13 protein-coding genes are annotated in these 23,389 nt (G+C 64.8%); 4 read left to right on the top strand and 9 right to left on the bottom strand.

Going from position 1 to position 23,389, the window contains the following annotated elements; genetic code table 11:
- Positions 1–12: 12 nt before the first annotated feature.
- Both efeB and efeO read left to right on the top strand, forming a co-directional pair.
- The gene (gene efeB / locus A462_RS12915) at positions 13–1,320 is read left to right on the top strand and encodes an iron uptake transporter deferrochelatase/peroxidase subunit (protein ID WP_008436218.1); all 1,308 of its coding nucleotides are present in this window, start codon (positions 13–15) and stop codon (positions 1,318–1,320) included.
- A 27-nt stretch (positions 1,321–1,347) separates the two neighbouring features.
- Positions 1,348–2,166, top strand: coding sequence for an iron uptake system protein EfeO (gene efeO / locus A462_RS12920; protein WP_003218415.1), 819 nt, complete (start codon positions 1,348–1,350; stop codon positions 2,164–2,166).
- A 47-nt stretch (positions 2,167–2,213) separates the two neighbouring features.
- Here the strand turns inward: efeO and A462_RS12925 are convergent, their stop codons facing one another.
- Genes A462_RS12925 through A462_RS12965 form a run of 9 tightly spaced genes read right to left on the bottom strand, consistent with a single transcriptional unit; the run spans position 2,214 to position 19,768 of the window.
- A complete protein-coding gene (locus A462_RS12925) occupies positions 2,214–3,623 on the bottom strand; it encodes an isochorismate synthase (protein ID WP_003218416.1) in 1,410 nt (469 codons plus the stop codon).
- Entirely contained in the window at positions 3,616–3,930 is a 315-nt protein-coding gene (locus A462_RS12930; RefSeq protein ID WP_003218417.1) for an isochorismate lyase, read from the bottom strand. The genes A462_RS12925 and A462_RS12930 overlap by 8 nt, the downstream gene beginning before the upstream one ends.
- 12 nt (positions 3,931–3,942) lie before the next feature.
- A complete protein-coding gene (locus A462_RS12935) occupies positions 3,943–4,722 on the bottom strand; it encodes a thioesterase II family protein (RefSeq protein WP_003218418.1) in 780 nt (259 codons plus the stop codon).
- Positions 4,719–5,807, bottom strand: coding sequence for a saccharopine dehydrogenase NADP-binding domain-containing protein (locus A462_RS12940; RefSeq protein ID WP_023658858.1), 1,089 nt, complete (start codon positions 5,805–5,807; stop codon positions 4,719–4,721). Before A462_RS12940 ends, A462_RS12935 begins: the two co-directional genes overlap by 4 nt.
- The gene (locus A462_RS12945) at positions 5,804–11,227 is read right to left on the bottom strand and encodes a non-ribosomal peptide synthetase (RefSeq protein WP_003218420.1); all 5,424 of its coding nucleotides are present in this window, start codon (positions 11,225–11,227) and stop codon (positions 5,804–5,806) included. Before A462_RS12945 ends, A462_RS12940 begins: the two co-directional genes overlap by 4 nt.
- The gene (locus A462_RS12950; RefSeq protein WP_008436209.1) at positions 11,224–14,631 is read right to left on the bottom strand and encodes a non-ribosomal peptide synthetase; all 3,408 of its coding nucleotides are present in this window, start codon (positions 14,629–14,631) and stop codon (positions 11,224–11,226) included. Before A462_RS12950 ends, A462_RS12945 begins: the two co-directional genes overlap by 4 nt.
- Entirely contained in the window at positions 14,621–16,378 is a 1,758-nt protein-coding gene (locus tag A462_RS12955; RefSeq protein ID WP_003218423.1) for an ABC transporter ATP-binding protein, read from the bottom strand. Before A462_RS12955 ends, A462_RS12950 begins: the two co-directional genes overlap by 11 nt.
- On the bottom strand, positions 16,375–18,123 hold the full coding sequence (locus tag A462_RS12960) for an ABC transporter ATP-binding protein (protein WP_003218426.1): 1,749 nt from the start codon (positions 18,121–18,123) through the stop codon (positions 16,375–16,377). The genes A462_RS12955 and A462_RS12960 overlap by 4 nt, the downstream gene beginning before the upstream one ends.
- Positions 18,116–19,768, bottom strand: a complete 1,653-nt coding sequence (locus tag A462_RS12965; RefSeq protein ID WP_008436207.1) for a (2,3-dihydroxybenzoyl)adenylate synthase — start codon at positions 19,766–19,768, stop codon at positions 18,116–18,118. Before A462_RS12965 ends, A462_RS12960 begins: the two co-directional genes overlap by 8 nt.
- Positions 19,769–20,120: 352 nt before the next feature.
- Between A462_RS12965 and A462_RS12970 the strand changes: the two genes are divergently transcribed.
- Both A462_RS12970 and A462_RS12975 read left to right on the top strand, forming a co-directional pair.
- A complete protein-coding gene (locus A462_RS12970) occupies positions 20,121–21,023 on the top strand; it encodes an AraC family transcriptional regulator (RefSeq protein WP_003218429.1) in 903 nt (300 codons plus the stop codon).
- A 133-nt stretch (positions 21,024–21,156) separates the two neighbouring features.
- A complete protein-coding gene (locus A462_RS12975; RefSeq protein WP_003218431.1) occupies positions 21,157–23,385 on the top strand; it encodes a TonB-dependent siderophore receptor in 2,229 nt (742 codons plus the stop codon).
- Positions 23,386–23,389 lie beyond the last annotated feature (4 nt).

The following is a 23,389-nucleotide window of genomic DNA, read 5'->3' as shown; positions in this document are numbered from 1 at the left end:
ACGACCGTAGACATGAGTGATTCAGAACAATTTTCCGCCCAGCGTCGTCGTGTATTGTTGGGTATGGCCGCCACTGGCGCGGCCATTGCCGGCAGCAGCCTGAGCTGCCCGGCAATGGCTGCCAACGCGGCGGCACAAGTGACCACCGCGCCAAGCAGTGAAAAGACCCAGGACCACCACGATTTCCATGGCAAGCACCAGACCGGCATCGTCACTCCGCGCCCGGCCTGCGGCATGCTGGTGGCATTCGACGTGTTGGCCAGCGACCGCGAAGACCTGGAGCGGCTGTTCCGCACCCTGAACGAGCGCATCGCGTTCCTGATGACCGGCGGCACCGTGGTGCAAGTCGACCCGAAACTGCCCCCCACCGACTCCGGCATCCTCGGCCCGGTGGTGACACCGGACAACCTGACCATCACCGTATCGGTGGGCGAGTCGCTGTTCGACGAACGCTTCGGCCTGGCCGCAGCCAAGCCCAAGCGCCTGATCCGCATGGTCGGTTTCCCCAACGATGCGCTGGAACCGGCGCAGTGCCACGGCGACCTGAGCCTGCAGTTCAGCTCCAACACCCCGGACACCAACATCCACGCCCTGCGCGACATCGTGAAAAACCTGCCGGACCTGCTGCTGGTGCGCTGGAAGCAGGAAGGCAGCGTGCCGCCCCAGGCCCCTGCCCGCCCCGGCGAGCCGGCGCAAAGCGCGCGCAACTTCCTCGGTTTTCGCGACGGTTCGGCCAACCCGAACTCCAACGACAACAAGGCGATGGATCAGATTGTGTGGGTCCAGCCAGGCAGCGACGAACCGGCCTGGGCCGCCAATGGCAGCTACCAGGCGGTGCGGATCATCCGCAACTTCGTCGAACGCTGGGACCGCACCCCGCTGCAAGAGCAAGAAAGCATCATTGGCCGGATCAAGACCAGTGGCGCGCCCATGGACGGCCAGAAAGAAACCCAGGTCCCGGACTACAGCAAGGACCCGGAAGGCAAGTTGACCAAGCTCGATGCCCACATCCGCCTGGCCAACCCGCGTACTGCACAGACCCAGGCCAACCTGATCCTGCGCCGGCCGTTCAACTACTCCAACGGCGTCAACAAAAACGGTCAGCTGGACATGGGGCTGTTGTTCATCTGCTACCAGGCTGACCTGGAGAAAGGCTTTATCAGCGTGCAAACCCGGCTCAACGGCGAGCCTCTGGAGGAATACCTGAAGCCGGTTGGCGGCGGTTACTTCTTCACCTTGCCAGGCGTCACCGGGGCCCAGGATTTCATCGGGCGCACGCTGCTTGATGCGACACATCCACAAACCACTGCCAAAACCTAAAACAAACCCCAGAGCGGAAATCGTCCCATGAAGAAGTCGTCTCTCGCATTGTCGTTGTTAATGAGCCTTTCGCCGCTGGCCGCCTTCGCCGCCACCGCGCCGCTGGACCTGGTAGGGCCGGTGTCGGACTACAAGATCTATGTCACCGAAGAAATCGGCGAGCTGGTCACCCAGACCCAGGCGTTCACCGACGCCGTGAAAAAAGGCGACCTGGCGACCGCCAAGAAGCTGTACGCGCCAACCCGCGTGCACTATGAGTCGATCGAGCCGATCGCCGAACTGTTCAGCGACCTCGACGCCTCCATCGACTCCCGCGTGGACGACCACGAGAAAGGCGTGAAAGCCGAAGACTTCACCGGCTTCCACCGCATCGAGTACAGCCTGTTCTCCGAGAACACCACCAAAGGCCTCGACGCCCTGGCGGACAAGCTCAACAGCGACGTACTGGACCTGAAAACCCGCGTGGACGGCCTGACCTTCCCGCCGGAAAAAGTCGTGGGTGGTGCTGCTGCTCTGCTGGAAGAAGTCGCCGCGACCAAGATCTCCGGTGAAGAAGACCGCTACAGCCACACCGACCTGTATGACTTCCAGGGCAACATCGACGGCGCGAAGAAAATCGTCGACCTGTTCCGTCCGCAGATCGAGAAGCAGGACAAGGCCTTCGTCGCCAAAGTCGACAAGAACTTCGCCACCGTGGACAAGATCCTGGCCAAGTACAAAACCAAGGATGGTGGTTTCGAGACCTACGACAAGGTCAAGGAAGCCGACCGCAAAGCCCTGGTTGGCCCGGTCAATACCCTGGCGGAAGACCTGTCCACACTGCGTGGCAAGCTTGGCTTGAACTGATCCAGACGCTGCATGCTCTCGCCCGGCCTGCCGGGCGAGAGCCTTCCTCAGGCTGACGCCACCTGCACTCCGTCCGAAGGCCGCAAGGCATCGCGGATAGTCCGCAGCTTCAAGCACGTTTCCTCGTACTCACTCCCGGGATCCGACTCGGCGACAATGCCGCAGCCGGCGAACAGGTGCGCCTCACAGCCTCTGATCAACGCCGAGCGCAACGCCACGGCAAATTCACCATCACCCTGCGCATTCATCCAGCCCACTGGCGCTGCGTACCAGCCACGGTCGAGCTGCTCGTGCTCTCGGATATAGGCCATCGCCTCACGTCGCGGCAAGCCACCCACCGCCGGCGTCGGGTGCAGGGCCTGCACCAGTTGCAGCAATTGCACCTGGGGATGCAAGCGGCCCATCACCGGCGTCAACAGGTGCTGCACGTTGGCCAGCCGGTGCAACTGCGGCTGGCTGGCAATGTCGAGCATCGCGCAATAGGGCTGCAATGCTTCGCGCAGGGTTTGAACCACCAGGGTGTGTTCGTGGCGGTCCTTGGGGCTGTCCATCAAGGCCTGGCCAAGTTCGGCATCGTGCTGCTCGTGACGACCACGCGGGCAAGTACCGGCCAACGCCACCGTGTTCAGCGTGCCACGAGTCACCCGCACCAGCCGCTCCGGCGTTGCGCCGAGAAAGCAGCTGTCACCACGGCTGAACGCAAACAGGTACGCCTGGGGATAGGCCGCCTTGAGGTTTTCCAGCAGCGGGCCACAGGGGATCGTCCGTGAGGTGGTCAACCGCACTTCGCGGGCCAGCACCACCTTGCGCAGGTCGCCGGCGTTGATGCGCTGCACGGCCGTCGCCACGGTGTCTTGCCATTGCTGCGCGCTGATGGTGTTTTCGTCGCTCGGTGTGCCGAGGGGAATCTCCTGGCGTGGCGCACTGGCGTAGCGGGACAGAAGCAACGTCCACTGGGTTTCCAGGCTCTGGGCGCAACGCACCGCGTCCGCCCCGGGCTCCAGCCACTGGCTGAAGATCACATGATGTTGCTCGGCTTCCCGCAGCAGCAGGATGCGCGGCAGCACCAGGGAGGTGGCGGCGAATGACTGCCATTTGAGCGAGCGTGGGCCCTTCGGGTCAAACGCAAAGCCGCCACACAGCAACGGCTGGCGCGGCCCCACCTGATGGGCCTGGCTGAGCAACGCCTGCCACGCCAGGGCACTGGCGTTGAAGCGGTCATCGGCCCCGGGGCTGATTTCCTCGGTACAACCAAAGCCGGCCATGGCCAGTGCGCCCCGGTCACTTGACCAGAACAGGCTTTGCCCGAGTACCTGGCGGTTGGCGGCAAATAACCGCAGCGGGTCCAGGCGCTCCGAGGCCAGGCTGAACACCACCAGCACTGCGCCGCCCTTCTCGCGCGCCAGGCGTTCGCCCTCGGTCAGCGCCTGAAGCAATCCCGGCAGACGTTCACTCATGCTCCGCTCCTTGATGCTGCTGGCGCCAGTGGCGCACTTGCTGGTCGATATTCCATTGGATGATCTGCGCAAACAGCGGGACCACGAACATCGGGTCCAACCCTTCGCGCTCGGCCCAGCGGCGGCGATGGGGCAGCATGGCGGCCACCCGCTCGGGGGCGGCGATGCTGGCTTCGTCAGGCTTGAACTGCGCCGCAGCTTTCACATAGGCCAACCGCTGGCCGAGAGCGCGGATGATCTGTTCGTCCAACGTGTCGATACCCAGGCGGACGTCTTCCAGCCCGCTGCACTGCTCAGGTGTTTTCATAGGATTCTCCGGTCATGGGGTCGACGGCCAGCACTGCCACGCCGGTTCGGCGGGGCTGCCCAGCAACAGTTCCAGGTGCTCGATCAGGTCGGCCTGGCTGTCGCGCAGGTAAAAATGCCCGCCGTTGAAGGTTCGAAAGTCGGTGACCTGGCGCGTCACTTCCGACCAGGCATGGGCTTCCTCCCGATCGACTTCGCGGTCGGTGCTGCCCAGGCATACGCTCACGGGCACGTCCAGCAGCTCGCTGATATCGCCGCAGTAGTTTTCGATCAGGCGGTAATCATTGCGCAATGCGGGCAGGTAAAGTGCCTGCATCTCGGGTTCGTCCAGGGGTGATGGCGCACCACCCGACAGGCGCCGCACATCCGCCAGCAGACCGGCATCCGGCCCCTGGTGCAATTGGCTGTGACGTTGCCGGTGAGGGGCCGGATGGGCGGAGACGATCAGCCGTTGCAGGTCCTTGCCCTGGCGGTTCAGGCGCCGCGTCACCTCATAGGCCAGCGCCGCACCCATGCTGTGGCCGAACAGCACCAGCGGCCGGTCGGACAGGTCCCACAGCGCCCGGGTAATAGTGCCCGCCATCCATTCCAGGCTGCCGGGCCAGGTTTCACTCAGGCGCTCTTCGCGGCCGGGGTATTGCACGCTGACCAGTTCGATGTCAGCCGGCAACAGTGCCTGCCAACCGCTGAAAAATCCCGCGCTGCCGCCGGCGTGGGGCAGGCAGACCAATCGGCAACGCGGCGTTTGATGCTGCGGGTAACGTCGCAGCCATGGGCTGGGGATTTTCTTCATAACACGCCCTCCTCCAGTTCAGTGGTGACGTGGATCCGGGTCTGCGGCAACCAGCGCAGCACCTGGCGCAAGCAGTCATCGGCGTCCATCACCTGGGCAGCGTAGTGCGTGCCTTCGGGCAGTTTGGCCAGTTGCAGGGCGCAGATTGCCGCCACTGTGCCGGTCAACGCCGAGCCGTCGGCGGCACGCAACCAGGCGGTGGCCTGCTGCGGTTCGCCGTGTTGCAGGCCTGCCATTTCGACTGCGAGCAACTGGTAAGGCGTGCGCCCTGCCAGGTCCAGCGCACTGGCCTGTACCAGGGCGGCAATGTTCTCTGCCGTGTGTCGCAGAGCCGGTGGCGAGCCCTGAATGCGCCCGAGTGCGGCCCGCAGGTGGCCGCCGTCGAACAGGTTGTAGGCCTGGGCTTCGCGCACCCGCAAGTCAGTAAACAAGCGCTGTTGCTCAGTGGTTAGATACGGGTGGGCCGTTACGGGACCGCCCACCAGCCAGGGCCGCTCGAAGTGTTCATCGACGAGTACGGCGGACTTGATTGCACGGCCATCGCACCAGCCCATCGAGGCCTGGCCATAGCCGTTGCCGAGGCTCAATAGAAAGTCCTCGGCCGCCGTTGTCGACAACCGCCCAAGTCCGACGGCATAGCAATGCACGGCATCGACGCGCTCGAACGACGCCGCAAGCACCTTGGGAAACAACCCCGACAGCCCGGGCAACATGCCGGCTGATAACACCACACGACGACCCGGCGGCAACTGAGCGGGCAGCAGCTGATGCAGCGGATCATCGCCGCCGACATCGATGTAATCGGCGCCACTGGCCAAAGCGGCCAGCGCCACCCGGTCGAGCACCTGGTAGCTGGGGCCCGCGCAATTGATCAGCAGGTCGCAGCCGCTGCAAAACGCCGCCAGGCTTTGGGCGTCCCACAGGTCCACTTCACGGATCTCGGCCTGCCCGTTCAACTCGCCGTCGTTAAAACGCTGCCCTTGCCCAGGGTCGCGACCGCCCAGGCGCAAGCGGCAATGACCGACCAGCACCCGCGCAACCTGCCGACCGACATGCCCATAGCCGCCTACAATCCCGACTCTCACGCCGCCACCTGCGCCAGCCGTTCGAACGCGCGGGCCACGGCTTCGACCTGGGGGCTCTGCATGCAGCTGAAGTGGTCGCCCGGCACGTCCACCACCTGCAATTCGCCAAGGCACAGGGCCTGCCAGTATTGGCTCATGTCGCGGTGCATGCCGGGCAGTACCTGGACTTCACCGCACTGGCGGATAAACACCATGTCACCGTCGTAAGGCGTGGCCTGATGCAAGGCGACGGCGGCCAGGCTGTGGCGCAGCACCTGCAGTTGCTCGCGCAGCCAGTCCAGGTCGCTCAGTTGCGAGCCGGCGTGGCGCATCGCGTCTGCAATTGCCTGCAAGCGCTCATCTGCCGACTTGGATGCCAGGGCCCGCAGGCAGGCCAGGGCCGTGGCACAGTCGGGCTCATCCTGCAGCGCCAGCAACGCACCTTGGGGCACGCGGCCCGGAGTTTGGCGCAGCACCTTGGCAATCGCCCGCTCCATCGCCTGTTCATCCACCGGGTAACCCAGGGTGTGCGGGTCGGCCTGCATCACGCGGGCGAACACGTACTCCGCCAGCAGGTCATCCTCGATCATGAACGGCACGCGGTAGCTGCTGATCACTGTCAGTTGCAGCACCTCGATGTCCCTCGCCGCGAGGCATGACGCCAGCTCCGTCGCCAGCAACCCGCCGAGGCAATAACCGACGATGCTCACCTGGCGCCGGCCTTCGGCGTGCAAGGTGTCGGCATAACGCTCGGCCAGTTCACGAATCGCCGTAGCCGGTGCCAGAGCCAGGTAACCCGGTACATCATTGAGCACCAGCCCCTCCAGTGGCGCTTCTTCCCCGAGTGCAGCAAACAGCGCGCGATACGGTGCCAGGGTGCCGCTGCCATCATGGACGAAGATCCGCGCCGGGCCTTGCGCCTCCTCACGAATCCGCACCAGCGGCGACAGGCTCTCGCTGCCCTGCCCCCGCAGGTAATCCGCCAGGGCCGCAACGGTGGGCTGGTTGATCAACTGGCGCAGCAAATCCCCCCAGGGCACGTTACGGGCCTGGGGCAGGCTTTCCCGCAGGCGACCAACCACCTGCGCCACCAGCAATGAATCACCGCCCAACTCAAAGAAGCCCTGTTCACGGCCCACACTGGGCACCCGCAACAGGGTTTGCCAGACCTCTGCGATACTGCGCTCCAGCGCATCCAGCGGTGCAGCCCCGCTGTTGGCCTGTTGCGTGGCCTGGGCCATGCCGAGGTTGGCCAACGCCTGGCGGTCGACTTTGCCGTTGACCGTCAGCGGCATTTCATCCAGTACCCGCCACTCGGTGGGTACCATGTAATCCGGCAGGCGCTGGCCCAGATGCGCGCGCAACGCCTCCGGCTCAAGGGTCTGGCGCTCGGTCTTGAAGCGCGTGATGAACAGGTGCTGGCCGATCTGTGACATCGCATCGTCAGCTGCCGGCATGCACAGCGGCGTCTGCGCGCCGGCTTCCTGCAACAGTTGCTGCCACTGCTCGCGGCGGATGAACGTGGTGTCCTGCTCGGCGCGGAAATCCTCGAACGCGGTCAGGCCCTCCTTGAACTCCATGGACGCCATGATCTGGTAGGTGTCGCGGGTGGCTTCGATAAAGATCAGCCAGCCGCCGGGGGCGAGCATTTCCCGCAGCCGGGCGAGTACCTGGCTGGCATGCCGCGAGTTGTGCAGCACGTTGGCACACAGAATCACATCCAGGGAGTTGGCGGCGATGCCTTGGGCCCAGTGGTCGAGGTTCAGGTCAAACAGCCCGTAGCTGACCCACGGAAACTCGACGAAATGCTCCCGCGCTTCGTTGAGGAAAAACTGCGACAGGTCGGTGAACTGGTAGTCCACCGCCAAGCCGTCCAGGGCCGGAATCAGGTCGGCACTGGTGCCGCCCACGCCTGCGCCGATTTCCAGCAACTGCAGACGCCAGCCCGCCGGTTGCAGTGCGGCGATTTCCTGCACCGCCGCACACACCGCCTGGTTCAGGTACTGGCTGATCAGGTTCTTGCGATAGGCGCCTTCGGCGGTGTCGGTACGGCCTTCGGGAAACAGCAAGTGCAACGGGTCGAGCCGGTCGCTCATCAGGGCAGGCAATTGCTCCTGGCTTTCCCGCAGGTAGCGCAGCACTTCACCGCCCCAGCCCACACTCGGTTCCAGCGCCTCGATGCGCTGCCACAGCTGACGGTATTCAGCACCCGAGACCCGCAGTGACGAATAGGCGCCGGTGCCTGGGTTGCGGTCTACCAGTTGTTCGCGATGCAGCGCTTGCAGCCAGCGGCGGATCAGCCGTTCGTTGCGTGGCGCCACTTCGCACAGGCTCATGATCTGGGCCAGGTCGTGCTCGACGCCCGGTTGATCAAACAGCCCCGGGCGTTGCAGGGCCAGGCCCATGGAGAGCAACGCGGCACGCTCGACGCAATCGGACATCTGCGTAATCAGCGCTTCCGTCAGTTGGCCTTTCACGCCGTTGGCCGCCGCCAAGGCGTTGGGTGCCAACCGGGTCGGCCAAGGCAATGGAGTATCACGCAAAGTCCCGCGCACGCAGGCCTGCAAACGCCGCTCGAACGCGCCCTCGCCCGCAGCGACCACCACGGCCGATTCGACATGAGGATGACTGAGCAAGGCACTTTCGACTTCCGCCAACTCGATGCGATGCCCGCGAACCTTGACCTGGAAATCCTCACGGCCAAGGAACTCAATCAACCCGCTTTCAAGGTAGCGCCCCAGGTCGCCGGTGCGGTACAGCCGCTCGCCGCTGTGGGCATGCTCGATAAAACGCTCGGCGGTTTTCTCCGCGTCCCCCAGGTACCCCATCGCCAACCCCGTGCCGGCGATGAACAGCTCACCGGCAACGCCTTGCGGGCGATCGCGGCCTTGTTCGTCGAGCACCATGAAGCGTTGATTGGCCAGCGGCGCGCCGTAGGGAATGCTGCGCCATTGTGCGTCCACCTCGGTGATTGGATAGGCAATCGACCAGATCGCCGCTTCTGTGGCGCCGCCCAGGCTGATCAGTTGGAGCTCAGGCAACAACGCAGCGATTTCGGCGGGCAGGTTCAGCGGGATCCAGTCGCCGGACAGCAAGGCCAGGCGCAGGCTCTGAGGTGCCGCGGCCGGCACGGCTTGCAGGTAATGGGCAAGCATCTGCAACTGCGCGGGCACCGAGTTCCACAGGGTCACACCGTGCTCGCGGGCGCATTCGGCCCAGTGGGACGGGTCGGCGCGGCGTCCGGCGTCGGGCAACACCAGGGCGCCACCTACGGCCAGCAGGCCGAAGATGTCGTACACCGAGAGGTCGAAGCCCAGGCTGGCCAAGGCGAGTACCCGGTCTTCGGCGCCGATGGCGAAGCGCTGATTGATATCCACCACCGTGTTGAGGGCCGCCTGGTGACTGATCATCACACCCTTCGGAATCCCGGTGGAGCCGGAGGTGTAGATCACGTAGGCAAGTTGTTGCGGTGTCACCTGCGGCGCCGGCAGTTCACGTCCGGCACTGGCTGCGGCCTGATCAACGGGTATGCACTGGGTCACCTGGGCGGGCCAGGCCACGTCCTCGCTCAACCACGACTGGCTGAGCACCCGGCTGACCTCGGCGTTCTCAAGAATCAACGCGCGCCGCGCCATCGGCTGATTAGTGTCCAGCGGCAGGTACGCCGCGCCGGCCCGCAAGATCCCGAGTACACCGACCACCTGGTCGATGCCTTTTTCCATGCATACCGCGACCCGCTCGCCGGGCTGGCAACCGCCATCCAGTAACTGCTCGGCAATCGCCTCGGCACGGGCGGCGAGTTGCGCGTAAGTGAGCTGTCGCGCGCCCTGGATCAGGGCGACACGTTGGGGTTGCGCCCGGGCCTGGCGAAAGAACGGTTCATGCAGCAAGCCTGGGGGAATCGGCTGCGCCGTCTGGTTGATCAACTCCCGCACCAGTCGCTGGGGTGCCGGCAGTTCAAGGCAATCGTCCAGGGTCCAGGCCGAAGGCTCCCGCGCCAAGCGCTTGAGCAGACGTTCGAAGGTGTCGAACATCGCTTCCAGCATTGCCTCATTGAACACGCCCTGGCGAATGTCCCAATTGATGAACAGGCCGTTGTCGCGCTCGCTGACCTGGCAATCAATCAACACTTGCGGGGTCTGGCTGATGCCGTGCACCAGTTCTGCGCCGGGCATAAATGCCCCGCCGCCACTTTCGCCACCGGCGCCCAGGGTGCTGGTGAAGGCATAGGGCATCAAGGCCGCATCACGGCCTTTGCGCCGCGCCAGTTCGCGCAGTACTTCAATGCCGGAACACAGGCGGTGGTCCATGTCTTGCCACAGTCGCTCCTGCAACTGCTGGCTGCGTTCACCAAAGCTGCCGCCTTGCAGGGTCTGGACTTCCAGCAATTCCACCGAGCTGAAATCCCCCACCAGCCGATCGACCTGCGGGTGCAGCGACAGGCGATTGAGCAAGGTCAGGCTCAAGCAGAAATGCCCCTTGCGGCTCCAGCGCCCCAGGGTTTCGGCATAGCAGGAAAGAATCGCCGCCGACGCACCCACGCCGGCCGCCGCTGCATTCAGGCGCAGGGCGTTGAAATCCCGGGCCTCCAGGTTCAGGGCGCGGCGCTCGAAACGCGGTCCGCTGGGAGCGCCCTGCATGGGCAATTCCGGAGCACCGGGCAGGCTGTCGACCCGCGCCCACCAGTACTGGCGGTCACGCTGGTAACGCGGCTGTTCCCGCAACCGGCGCTCGCCCAGTACGTAGTCGCGAAAACTGATGGGCGCCGCCGGCGGCAAGGCTTCGCCACGATAGACCTGCTGCAACTCGGCCAACAGCATGCGCACGCTCTGGTAGTCGCACACCAGCAGATCCACTGAGAGATGCAGGCGCGCATGTTCACGGCCCTGGCTGACGCACAACTCGATCAGCGGCCACTGCTGGGGCGACGCCAGGCGAATTTCCATGCGTTCGCGCAGAGCGGCCAGTGCACGGCCGTCGTCTTCGCGCAGGTCATGCCGGGCGATCAGGTAATGCGGCACCTGGGGCAGGATTTGTTGGTAGCCGTCTTCCAGCACCACCGCCCGCAGCATGTCGTGACGCGCAATCAGATGGTTCCATGCCTGCTCCAGGCGCGCCGGGTCCAGTTCCCTGAGTTCAAATTCCAGGTAACCGTGGCACGCCACCCCGCCGTAGCTGAATGCCTGGGTGCGGCCCATCAGGTAAGCGGCCTGCACGTCGGTCAGCGGAAACGGTTCGCTGCGGGCAGCCAGGTCGGCCGAGACGGTGGGCATCACCGGTTCCATCAATTGCTGCAACAACGCGTCCTTGTGTTCGCGCAATTGTTGCAGGCGGCCTTCATCCATCACCCCGGCGGGCGCCCGGTAGCGCAGGCGGCCCTGCTCTTCCCAGAGTTCCACACCCAGTGCTTCGAGGTCCTGTTGCAGTTGCTGCAGTGTCATAGCGCACCCTCCACCATTGCGTTCCGGTTGACGTGGTCCTGTTCTCGTCGGGCGACAAGCCATTGGGCCTGGCGGGCGACGGTGGCCGCGTTGAAAAAGTCCTTCAGCGACAGTTCGACGTCGAACTGTCGGGCGATACGTTCGATCAGGCGAGCGGCCAACAGACTGTTGCCGCCGAGGGCGAAAAAGCCCTGGTTGCGTCCCACCAGGGGAATGTCGAGCAATTCGCGCCAGAGCCCGGCCAACAGTTGTTCGGCTTCGCCTTGAGGCGCGTCTTCATGCTCGGGTCTGGCGCCCTGGCGTTGCTCCTGCACCAGCCACAGCAGTGCGGCGCGGTCGACCTTGCCGTTGGCGCTCAGGGGCAGTTCGGTGAGGTTCAGCCAGTGGTCCGGCAACATGTGTTCCGGCAACCATTGGCAGAGCCACTGGCGCATGGCTTCGGCATCCGGCAGCGCGTCGCCCATCAGGGTTGCTGCCAACTGCGGGTTGGCCCCGGGCAACACCAGGGTGACGGCACGACTGACGGCCGGATGGCGTTCCAGGGCCACGTCGATCTCACTGAGTTCGATGCGGAAGCCACGGACCTTGACCTGCTGGTCCATACGCCCGAGAAATTCGAGGCTGCCGTCGGGCCAATAACGGCCCTGATCGCCGGTGCGGTACCAGCGTTGCCCGGCGTGCTCGACGAAGCGTTGGGCGCTGAGATGCGGCAGGCCACGATAGCCCTGGGCAACCCCGGCGCCGCCGATCCACAACTCCCCCGCCACCCAGTCCGGGCAATCGCGGCCCTGGCTGTCGACGACTCGAAAGCTTTGGTTATCCAGGGGTTTGCCGTAGGGAATCGAGAGCCAGTGAGCCGGCACTTCGTCGACGTCCTGGACGTTGGACCAGATGGCCGCTTCAGTGGCGCCGCCGAGAGCGGCGAACCGGGCGCTTTCGCCGGCTGCCAATCGCAGGCGGCGTGGCAGGTCCAGCCCGACCCAGTCACCCGAGACCATCGCCAGGCGTAATCCGCTCAGGGCATTCGGCTCGCGGGCCTTGAGGGTCAGCATGTCGAGCAACGCCGGTACCGAGTTCCACAGGGTCACGCGCTGCTGGCGGATCAGCCGCAACCATTCGGACGGCTCCTTGCGCCGCGCATCCGCTGGCAGCACCACGGCGCCACCGACACTCAGCAGGCCAAACAGGTCGTACACCGACAGGTCGAAATCGAGGGCGGAAACCCCGAGCACACGGTCATCCGCGCCCACCTGATAACGCCGGTTGATCGCGGCGACGGTGTTCAGCGCCGCCTGGTGGGAAACCTCGACGCCCTTGGGTTCGCCGGTAGTGCCAGAGGTAAAAATCACATAGGCCAGTGCGTCCGGCGCCACCTCGATCGGTTGTTTCAGGGCCCTGGCCGAACGCGCCTGGGCCAGGTCCACCACTTGCAAGTCCGCCAGCCATACACCGCGATCACGGTGGGCCGTATCGGTGATCACCACCTTGGCTCCGGCGCGTTGATAGATCATGTCGCGACGGGCTGCCGGCTGTTCGATACCCACCGGCACATACACCGCGCCCGCCGCCAATATGCCGAGCACCGCAACGATTTGCGCCTGGCCTTTGGGCAAGGTGATCGCCACCGTATCACCCGGTTCAATCCCCCACTGGCGCAGGGCACCTGCCACTTGCAGGGCCTGGGCCGCCAGCTCGGCGTAACTCAACTCAGCGTCCTCGGTGATCAATGCCACCCGCTGCGGGTGCACCTGCGCCTGTTGGAAAAAGCCATCGTGCAGCAAGCCTTTGTCATAGGCCCAGGGCGTGTGGTTGACCGCTGCACGGACCTCTTGCTGGCCTTGGGGCAACGGCAGCGGCGCGGGTTGGCGCCAGTCACCGGTACACAGCCACGCCAGCAGGTCGCCATAGGCGGTGAACATTTCGTCCAGCAGGCCTTCGGGGAACAGCGCATCTACCCCGTCCCAGTTGAGCAACAGGCCATCGGGCAGCGGATAGCTCTGGTGGTCAAGCCACACTTGGGGCGTTTGCGACAAGGCCCAGCCCGGTTCGCCCAGGTGCTGCCGGCAAGTGGCGTCGACAAACGCTTCGCCAAGGTTGCAGGCAAACACTACGGGGGCGCCGCCTTGCCGGGTGCGGGACAACTCACGCAGCACTTCCACACCAGGCCAGGCGCTGTGGGCGATGTCGCGGTGCAGTTGGCGTTGCAGGGCTTGCGCCTGCTGCGCGAAAGAACCCGCCTGGCGCTGGTCGATCTCCAGCAGCACCAGGTTGGAAAAATCCGCCAGCAGATGCGGGACGCAGGGGTGCAGCTCCTGGCGGTTGAACAGCGGCACGTTCAACAGGAAATGCTGGCTGGCGCTCCAGCGGCCCAGCACTTGGGTATAGGCGCAGCACAGCACGCTGGCCAGGGTCAGGCCGTGTTGGCGGGCCTGGTCTTCCAGGGCTCGCAACTGCGCGCGGCCGAGGCGCATCGCCAGGCGACGAAAACGCGGCGGGCCGAGGGATTGCGGCTCGTGTGCCAAGGGGAGTTGCGGGCCGTCGGGCAGGTCATCCAGACGTTGCAGCCAGTAGTCCCGCGCGCCGGCATCGCTGGTTCGGGTGGCGCCCAGGTAGTGGGCAAAATCCCATTCCAGACGTGGCAGCTGCGCCTCTTGCCCGCTGTAGATCAGCGCCAGATCCCGCAGCAGTACGCTGATACTCAGGACGTCCGCCACCAGCAAATCGATGTTCAGGTGCACCCGGCTGCGGCCGTCGGGCAAGCGGCTGAGTTGCACATCAAACACCTCGCCCTGGCGCACATCCAGGCAGCGGTGGGCCAGGCGCTCACGCAAGGCCAACTCATCCGGCCGTTCATGCACGGTCAACCCAGGCCACGGGCTGGTCGGCAGCACGCGCTGGCAAGTGGCGTTCGGGAAACAGGCGCGCAGCATGGGATGGCGGTGAGTCAGGCGCATCACCGCGCTTTCCAGGCGTTGAGCGTCGACCTGATACCCGTCCAGCTCCTGATACAGGTGACAGCCAACGCCCCCCAGCGGCATGGCCGGGTCGCGACCAAACCAATAAGCCTGCTGCAACGGTGTGAGGGCGAAATCGTTGTCGGCGGCGACGGGCTTGAGGTGCGTCGCCTGCCCGCGACGGCGGTCGATCAGCAACCACCAGGCCTCAAGGGTCGGCTGCTCAATCAGTTCGGCAAAGCTCACCTGCACACCTTCGCGGGCGAGCAAGGCCGGCAGGCGCATCATGCTCACCGAGTCCAGGCCCTGCTCGATCAGCGAGGCATCGGGCTCCAGGTCCTGGGGGGCATAGTCGAGCAACTGCGCGACACCGGCGCACAGCGCCTCGGGGCTGTGTGCGAGGCCGCCGGGTGCAGGATGAACGCATGCCAGTGATGGGTTATCGGTCATGGGGGACGGTCCTTTGGGGAACGGTAGGGTCTGGGCGCAAGCGCCAGCGATTGATCGCTTCGCGCTCGTGGAACAACTCGCGGTAACGGCCGGGCGTGGCCATCAACGCGTCATGGCGGCCGACCTGGGCCAACTGGCCGTGGTCGAGCAGCAGAATCTGGTCGGCATGGGGCGCCAAGGTCGGTTTGTGGGTGACCAGCACCACCGTGTGCCGGCGGGCCAGTTGCAACAGGGTCCGATTGACCCGCGCCTCGCTGATGGCATCGAGGGCGGCGGTCGGCTCGTCCAGCAGGATCAGCGACGCGTCCTTGAGCAACACCCGCGACAACGCCAGGCATTGGCGCTCGCCGCCGGACAGGCTGACGCCCTGCTCGCCCAGCACGGTGTGCCAGCCCTGGGGCAGGCGCTCGGCGAGGCGGTCGAGGCCGGTGGCGCGGGCGGCGTGCTGCCATTGCTCTTCGCTGGCGTCGGGGCGGCCCAGCAGCAGGTTGTCCAGCAGGCTGCCCGGCAACAGCGGGCTGTCCTGGAACATCAAGGCGACCTGGGTATCTCGGGCCAGGGCCGACAGTTGCCGCAGGTCGACACCGCCGAGGTGAATCGCGCCACTGCTTACATCGCTGAAGCGCGCCAGCAGGCGCAACAGGCTGGACTTGCCGGAGCCGGACGCCCCCACCACCAGGTTCAGCGAACGCTCCTGCAACGTGAAGTCGATGCCTTGCAAGATCGCCTGGCCCTGGCGGACCAGTCCTACGTCCCGCACTTGCACGTCGTAACCCAGGGCAGGTTGGGGTTCGAGAGGCTCAGGCAACCCCGGCATCTGCAGCAGGTGGCGCAGGCGATTCAAGCCGTGGCGGGTCTGGCGCAACGTGGTACCGAGGTTGACCAGCGCGCCCATTGGCTCCACCAGGCAGGTGGCGAGAATCGCCAGCGCCAGGAACTTCGCCGCATCGAGGGTGCCACCCAACACGGCATACAGGCCGCATAACAGGATGGCGCTGTAGCCGGCCTGCAACACCACCGCCAAACCCAGCGCGGCGGGAAAAGTGCGCCAGTGGGCGTGACGCTGTGCCTGTTGCTGCTGGGCCAGGGCCTCGGTGAGCAGGTCGAAACCTTGCTCGGTGCGCCCGCTGGAGCGCAGCAACGGTTGCTGGCGCAGAAACTCCATCACCCGGGCCGCCGCTTCATTGGCTGCGGCTTCGCTCAGTGCTTCAGCTTGCCCGCCCCAGCGCACGCCCCAGTGGTACACCAGCACCAGCAACGGCAACGCGGCCAGTGCCGCCAACGCCATGGAGCGGTCGTAGAAAAACAGCGCCAGCAGGAGTGCCAAAGGCGTCAACAGCGCATTGGCCATTGGCTGCAAAAGGTGCGCCGGGGTGCTCATGATTTGCAGCACGGTGTGAGTCACCAGGCGATTCAGTTCAGCGCTGCGCCGCTCCACAAACCATTCCAGCGGCAGTTGCACCAGCTTGTCACCAATGCGTCGGTTCAACGCCTGGGCTGCTTCGGCACCGGCGCGATAGCCCGCCAGCTGGGCATACCGGCGCAGCCAGAGGCACAACAAGGCCATGCCGGTGAAACCGATGGCCCAGGCCCAAGGCGTGGTGTTGCCGAACCACTGGGCAAAGGCCATCGGCAACAACGCCAACGCTGCGCCCTGGGCCAACGCACTCAACGCCATCGCCATCAGCGCACGCCGCAACAAGCCGGCTTCACGGGGTTGCAGGCTGCGTAACAGCGCGCGAATCATGCCCGTGCCCTCTTCAGTGCGGCCGCCGAAAACTGCTCAGCGGCCCACAGCCCGGCGTAAGTGCCCTGCTGGTCCAGCAAGCCGTGATGCGTACCGCGCTCGACAATCCGCCCGCCTTGCAGCACGACGATCTGGTCGGCGTCCTGGATGCTGCTCAAGCGGTGGGCGATTACCAGCACCGTGCGGGCACGGGCCAGGCGAGACAGCGCCTGCTGGATCGCGGCTTCGGATTCAGGATCACTGGCGGCGGTGGCTTCATCGAGAATCAGGATCGGCGCTTCACTGAGCATCGCCCGGGCAATGCCCAGGCGTTGCACTTCACCGCCGGACAGTTGCACGCCGGCTCCGAGGACGGTGTGATACCCCTGGGGCAGCGCGAGGATGCGCTGGTGAATCTGCGCGGCCCGGGCGGCGGCTTCCACCTCGATTTGCGTGGCGTCGGGGCGCGCCAGGCGCAGGTTGTCGAGGACGCTGGTGCGCAGCAGGCGCACATCCTGGAACACAAAGGCGACCTGGCGATACAAGGTGGCGCTGTGCATGTCCCGCAGGTCGACGTCGCCGATGCGGATCGCCCCGGCACTCACATCGGCAAAGCGCGCAAGCAAAGTGGCCAGGGTGGATTTGCCGGCGCCCGAGTCGCCCACCAATGCGGTCAGCGTGCCGGGCGGTAGATCCAGGTCAATGTCATGCAGCACCTGCGTGCCGTCGGGGTAGCGAAAGTCCACGCCTTCAAAGCTCACCTGGCGGCCCTTGGGCTCGCGGGATTCGCGAGGTTGCGTCAACGTCGCGCTGTTGAGCACGGTGGCGATACGGCTGGCGGCCATGCGGCCCTGCACCAGTGCATCCGCACCATGCCCGACGGCCGCGACCGGCGCTGCCAGGGCCGGCCCCAGCAGCAGGAACGGCAGCAGTTGCACCGGCATCAGCCAACCGCCAGCCACCAGCGACGCACCGCCCAACAGCACCAGGGCCAGCACCAGCAACGGCGAAAGCAGCACCTCGACACTCGCCCCAAGCCCGGCCCAGCGTTGGGCCCAGCAGGAAAAGAAACTGGCGAAACGTTCCACCGCACCGAAGAACTTTGACTGCACCCGATCGGCCCGGCCGAATGACTTGACCATGGCGATGCTCTGCACAAACTGCTGGGTGGCCAGGGACAGGTTGCCCAGCGCGGCGCCCAGTGCCTTCTGGTCATCCCGATAAGCCTGGGAGCGCAAGGCTCGCAGTCGCCACAGCGCCAGCGCTGGAGGCAGCAGCACCACAACGGTCATCGGCACACTTACCGTCAGCAGGTACAACAGGCACGCCAGGGGCGCCACCAATGCGGCGGCGAGGTTGTTTGGCAAGTGCGCCACCAGTTGATGCAGCGCACCTACGTCGTCGAGCAAAACACGGTCGACTTTTTGCCCACCACGGGCGCTGAACCAAGCCAGCGGAACCCGCGCCAAATGCGCGGCCAGCCGTTGGCGAACCTGGCGTTGCAGGTCGCTGTCGGCCAGGTGGGTCATCTGCAAGGCGGCAGCCAGCCCGAGCATGCGCAACAGCAAAGCGCCCGCACCGGCCAACAACCACCAGAACCCATCGTGCAGATCGAGTTTTCCGTCCAGCAACGACGGCGCCAACTCCGCCACCGCGATCAACGGCAGCAGGCCGATCAGGGTCGCCAGGGCTTGCAGCAGCATGGCGCAGATCAACCGGCCACGTACAGGCGCGAGCAGTTCACGCAGCGAGTCTTGATCAGCCACGGTCGGCGCTTCCCTCAGGTTGTTTTGCCCCGAAATACAGCTGCTGGATAGCCTCCCGCAGGTGCTTGCGGCTGACCTTGCCCACGCCGGTTTGCGGGAAACCGGGGATAAATTCGAAGCGGTCCGGCAGCTTGAAGGCCGCCAACCCTTGCTCACGCAGATGGCGCAGCAGTTCCGGCGGGCGCGGTGCCGTGCCACGGGGAATCACGAAGGCGCAGGTGCGTTCGCCGAGGTAGGCGTCCGGCATCGCCACCAAGGCCACATCGGCGACGGCAGGATGGCTGAGCAGGAGGTTTTCGACTTCTTCGGCGGCGATCTTTTCGCCGCCACGGTTGATCACGTCCTTGTCGCGACCTTCGACCATCAGGTAGCCGTCGTCGGTGAGCATTACCCGGTCGCCGGTGCGGTAGAAACCGTCAGTGGTAAACGCCTGGGCGTTGTGCGCAGGGTGGCGGTAGTAACCGCGAATCGTGTACGGACCACGGGTCAGCAATTGGCCGACCTGGCCCTGTATCACGTCCTGTTCGTTGTCGTCCACCACCCGGATTTCGTCGCCCGGGGACATGGGTTTGCCCTGGGTGTGCAGGACTCGTTGCGGTGGGTCGTTGGGGTCGGTATAGCAAATCAGCCCCTCGGCCATGCCGAACACTTGCTGCAAGCGGCAGCCGAGGGTGGGTTCCACGCGGCGGGCAGCCTCGAAGCTCAGTTTGGCGCCGCCGACTTGCAGCAGTTGCAATCCTGGCAGGCCCTGCCCGCGCGCCTGGGCGGCATCCAGCCAGACCAGCACCAGTGGCGGCACCAGCGCGGTATGGGTCACGCGTTCATGCTCGATCAGGGCGAAGCAGGTTTCGGCGCTTGGCGAGCCGCTCAGCACCACACGGCCGCCCATCAGCAAGGTGCCCATGAACCCCGGGCAGCACATGGGAAAGTTATGGGCCATGGGCAGCGCGGCGAGGTACACCGTGGCGTCGGTCAGGCCGCAACGTTCGGCGCTGGTCCGCACGTTGTAGAGGTATTCATTGTGGCGACGCGGGATCAGTTTCGGCACGCCGGTGGAGCCACCGGACAACTGGAAACACGCGACGGCATCCGCGGGCGGCGCAGAAAAGGTTGGCTGCGGGTCGTCCAGATAAAGGTCTTCGAGCGCGATGAATTCTTCAGCCTCACCGGCCACGATCACCCACGCAAGGTCGCCATGGGCCGCCTTCAAGCCACGGGCCATGCCCCGATAATCAAAACCTGCCGTGACGTCAGCGCAGAGGTATGCCCTGGCCTGGGCAAACTCGCAGAAGCGGCCGATTTCCAGATGACGATGGGCCGGTAACGCAAAGATTGGCCGTACGCCGAGGCGATACAGGGCGAAGCACACTTCGACAAAACCCACGCAGTTCGGCAGTTGCACCACCACGTTGTCCCCTGCCACCAACCCCAGCCGGGAGAACCCGCCGGCCAGTTGATCGACCCGTTGATCCAGTTGGCGATAGCTCACCCGCAGCGTTCCATCGGTGATCGCTTCACGCTCGCCAAAGGTGCGGGCGGCGTTGCGCAGCAGGTCGCCAAAGGTCTCGTCGCGCCAATAGCCTGCGTCGCGATAGCGTTGGGCAAACGCTTCGGGCCAATCGGGGCAGTCGTCAATGATAGTCATGGGGTCTCCAGAGTTTTTTTCGGCAATAAGGGGCCGATGCCGTGAACAAAAGGCCTGCGGGGCAAGGGTGAAAAGGGCTAGGGAGAATGGGTCATTGAGCGGTTCATCCATGAGTCGCCAAGGGCTGCGGAAATGAGAGTGATTATTAATAGGCAAAAGCCGCAGCACGGCAACCGGCAGGACATTCGTTTGCGCGGCTTTTTCTTTTGATTGCGCTACAGCGTGAGTTTCTGCGGCCTGCAGCGATGAGGCGTGGTCCGGGCTTTCGGCTAAAGGATAATCATTCTTAATTACAGGTAAGAAATTTCCTGCTAGCGTATGCCCCTCTTTTCCGGTTCACAGGGAGTCCGCCATGCTCAGCCCACACGCTGCGCCGCTACCGACCCAAAGGGATTTCACCCTCAATTTTCCCAACACTTTGAACACGGGTGCCGCCACCGTCGTGCCGGAAATCACCCTGTCCGCCGGGACTGTGTTGATGGACAGCCAGATGTGGATGCAAGAGCCGCTGTGGCAAGGTTTGAAGATCATCCTGGTGCTCAGCGGCCAGCTCAATTGCCGGGTCGAAGGCCAGCAGGAAGTGGAGATTCGCGGGCCGACCCTGTGCGCCGTGGCCAACCAGGGTGAACATTGTGGCGATCACCTGTTCGCCAGTGGTGTGCCGGTGCGCTACACCACCGTGCAGCTGGATTTCCCGTCGATCCGCAGCGTCGGCCTTGAGCCTGAGCGCCTGCTGGATAAACGCGGCGGCGGGCCGATGATGTTCTGCCAGCCCGCGAGCAAACCGTTGCTCGCCCTTGCCCAACAAATTTTCACCTGCCCGTTGCAGGGCCCTGCCCGCTCCTTCTATCTGGGCGGCAAGGCCCTGGAGCTGACAGCGCTGGGGGTGGAGGGAATTCTCGCGCAAACCGAGTCGCGCCCGGTGCAGGACGCCCATTGCAACTCAGCGGACATCGAACGCATTCATGCCGCCCGCGACCTGTTGCTCGGTTCGTTGCAGGCTTCGCCGTCATTGGCCGAGCTGTCTCGCGCAGTCGGCCTCAACCCGCGCAAATTGACCGCGGGCTTTCGTCAGGTATTCGGCACCAGTGTCTATGTGTACTTGCAGGAACAGCGCCTGGCCGAAGCCTATCGCCTGCTCGCCAGCGGTGAGACCAATGTGTCCAGCGCCGCGTACCGCGTGGGTTACAGCCCGGCGCATTTCTCCACGGCGTTTCGCAAGCGTTTCGGGGTTTCGCCCAAGGCGTTGCGCTGACGGGTTGTGAAAGTTCCGCCCTGCCCCGCAAACGAAAGAAATGATCGCTCGACCCAAAGCAATAGCCCTGCGTCACAACGCCTGGATGAGATACGTTTGCATTCGCATTGAACACCTCATCATGGAGTGAAGCATGGGCACCCGCGTTCTGTACCGAGACACCCCAGGTTTGCCAATCGATACCGCAGTCCCGCACTTGAAAACCAGTCGCAAGCCCTTGGCAACCCTGATCCATGGCGTTGCCCTGGGCCTGTCGCTGACCCAGATGAACCTTGTGCAGGCCGCCGAGGCGGACACCGATCACGCCCTGGTGCTCGACAGCAGCGTGGTCACCGGGACCCAAGCCGACAGCCCCACCGGACAACAGGCCGGCTACGTGGCCAAGCGTAGCCTCAGCGGGACCAAGACCGACACCGCGCTCAATGAAATCCCCCAGTCGATCTCCGTAGTGACCCGCGACCAGATGGACGCGCAGCAAGTGCAATCGGTGAGCGAAGCGTTGCGCTACACGGCCGGCGTGCAGGCCAACACTACCGCCGCCAGCCAGCGCTTCGACAACCTCTCGATTCGCGGCTTCGACGTGACCAGCACCGGCATGTTGCGCGACGGCTTACGTGGCACCACCACCCAGGCCTGGCCAAAAGCCGAAGCCTATGGCCTGGAACGCATCGACGTGCTCAAGGGCCCGGCCTCGGTGTTGTTCGGCCAGAACGCACCGGGCGGTGTGGTCAACCAGATCAGCAAGCGGCCACTGGACCAGTCGTTCCATGAAGTGCAGCTCCAGGGCGGCAGTTTCGACCGCGCCCAGGGCCAGTTCGACTTCAGCGGGCCACTGGATGACCAGAGGCAATTCCTCTATCGGCTGGTGGGCCTGGAGCGCAGCAGCGGCACCCAGTTCGATCACATCAAGGACGACAAAACCTTCATCGCGCCGTCGTTTACCTGGCGGCCGAACGACGACACCAGCCTGACCGTACTGGCCGATTACTCGGAGGATGAATTCGGCGCGCCCCGGGTGTTCCTGCCGACGGTGGGCACGCTCAAGCCGAACCCGAATGGCAAGGTCAAACACAACGTCTTTCTCGACGAACCCGGCCTGGACAACGGCCGCACGCAATACTCGCTGGGCTACCTGTTGGAGCACCGGATCAACGATGTGTGGAGCCTGAATTCCAGCGCACGTTATGGCCACGTCAACCTGCTGACCAACACCGCCAGCGGCATGTCCCTGGCGCCGGACCTGCGCACCTTGAACCGGTCGGCCTACCGCTTCCGCATCGTCGGCGACGTGTACTCCCTGGACAACAATGCCCAGGCCCGCTGGAACCTTGGCGAGGTGCAGATGGTGTCGCTGCTGGGGGTCGATTACCGGCGCACCCGTGAAGACTATTACCTCAACGGCGGCGCGGCATCGTCGATCGACATCTACAACCCGGTGCACGGGGGTGTGTTCGCGCCGAACACCCCGTTCGCCAGCACCTTGCAGCGCGCCGACCAGACCGGGCTCTACGCCCAGCAGCAGATGACGTTCAACGACCGTTGGGTACTGACCGTCGGCGGTCGCCAGGATCATTCGAGTGCGCGCACCGACAACCGCCTGACCGACACCGGGCAGAAGCAGGACGACAACAAGTTCACCTACCGTGCAGGCCTCGTTTACCTGGCCGACAACGGCCTGTCGCCGTACATCAGCTACGCCACCTCGTTCGACCCGGTGCTCGGCACTGATTTCTACGGCACCAGCTTCAAACCGAGCACCGCCAAGCAGTCGGAAGTCGGCATCAAGTACCAGCCGCCCGGGATCGACAGCTACATCACCCTGTCGCTGTTCGACCTGACCCAGCAGAACGTCAAGACCACCGACCCGAGCAACCCGCTGAACAGCGTGCAGACCGGTGAGGTCAACGTGCGCGGCGTGGAGCTGGAAGGCAAGGCCAGCCTCGCCAAGGGCCTGGACCTGCTGGCAACCCTGACCTACAACGACGCCGAAGTCAGCAAGAGCAACAACCCGCTGGAAAAAGGCAACCGCCCCACCGACACCCCGGAAAAAATGGCGTCGTTGTGGGCTGACTACACCCTGCCCTTTGGCCCGCTCACCGGGCTCGGATTTGGCGTCGGCGTACGCTATATCGGTTCCACCGAGGCCGATGCTGCCAACACTGTGAGCGTGCCCTCCTACACCTTGCTCGACGCGGCGGTGCACTACGATTTCGACAAGCTGATCCCGGCGGCCAAGGGCCTGCGCCTGGCGGTGAATGCCACCAACCTGACCGACAAGCACTATTACGAAGGCTGCTCCCTCTCCAGCTGCAGTGCCGGGTATGACCGCAGTGTCATCGCCAGCCTGCGCTATCGCTGGTAACTGC

The sequence above is a fragment of the Pseudomonas sp. Ag1 genome (assembly GCF_000278565.1).
Classification (GTDB): domain Bacteria; phylum Pseudomonadota; class Gammaproteobacteria; order Pseudomonadales; family Pseudomonadaceae; genus Aquipseudomonas.
The sequence above is the reverse complement of the archived record's forward strand: the minus strand, read 5'-3'. Positions and strand labels throughout refer to the sequence as shown.

Bases quoted from the DNA above. Each gene is read 5' to 3' on its own strand.
- A462_RS12950 (WP_008436209.1), bottom strand. From the start codon at position 14,631: ATGACCGATAACCCATCACTGGCATGCGTTCATCCTGCACCCGGCGGC.
- A462_RS12970 (WP_003218429.1), top strand. From the start codon at position 20,121: ATGCTCAGCCCACACGCTGCGCCGCTACCGACCCAAAGGGATTTCACC.
- efeO (WP_003218415.1), top strand. From the start codon at position 1,348: ATGAAGAAGTCGTCTCTCGCATTGTCGTTGTTAATGAGCCTTTCGCCG.
- efeB (WP_008436218.1), top strand. From the start codon at position 13: ATGAGTGATTCAGAACAATTTTCCGCCCAGCGTCGTCGTGTATTGTTG.
- A462_RS12945 (WP_003218420.1), bottom strand. From the start codon at position 11,227: ATGACACTGCAGCAACTGCAACAGGACCTCGAAGCACTGGGTGTGGAA.
- A462_RS12925 (WP_003218416.1), bottom strand. From the start codon at position 3,623: ATGAGTGAACGTCTGCCGGGATTGCTTCAGGCGCTGACCGAGGGCGAA.
- A462_RS12965 (WP_008436207.1), bottom strand. From the start codon at position 19,768: ATGACTATCATTGACGACTGCCCCGATTGGCCCGAAGCGTTTGCCCAA.
- A462_RS12975 (WP_003218431.1), top strand. From the start codon at position 21,157: ATGGGCACCCGCGTTCTGTACCGAGACACCCCAGGTTTGCCAATCGAT.
- A462_RS12955 (WP_003218423.1), bottom strand. From the start codon at position 16,378: ATGATTCGCGCGCTGTTACGCAGCCTGCAACCCCGTGAAGCCGGCTTG.
- A462_RS12935 (WP_003218418.1), bottom strand. From the start codon at position 4,722: ATGAAGAAAATCCCCAGCCCATGGCTGCGACGTTACCCGCAGCATCAA.
- A462_RS12930 (WP_003218417.1), bottom strand. From the start codon at position 3,930: ATGAAAACACCTGAGCAGTGCAGCGGGCTGGAAGACGTCCGCCTGGGT.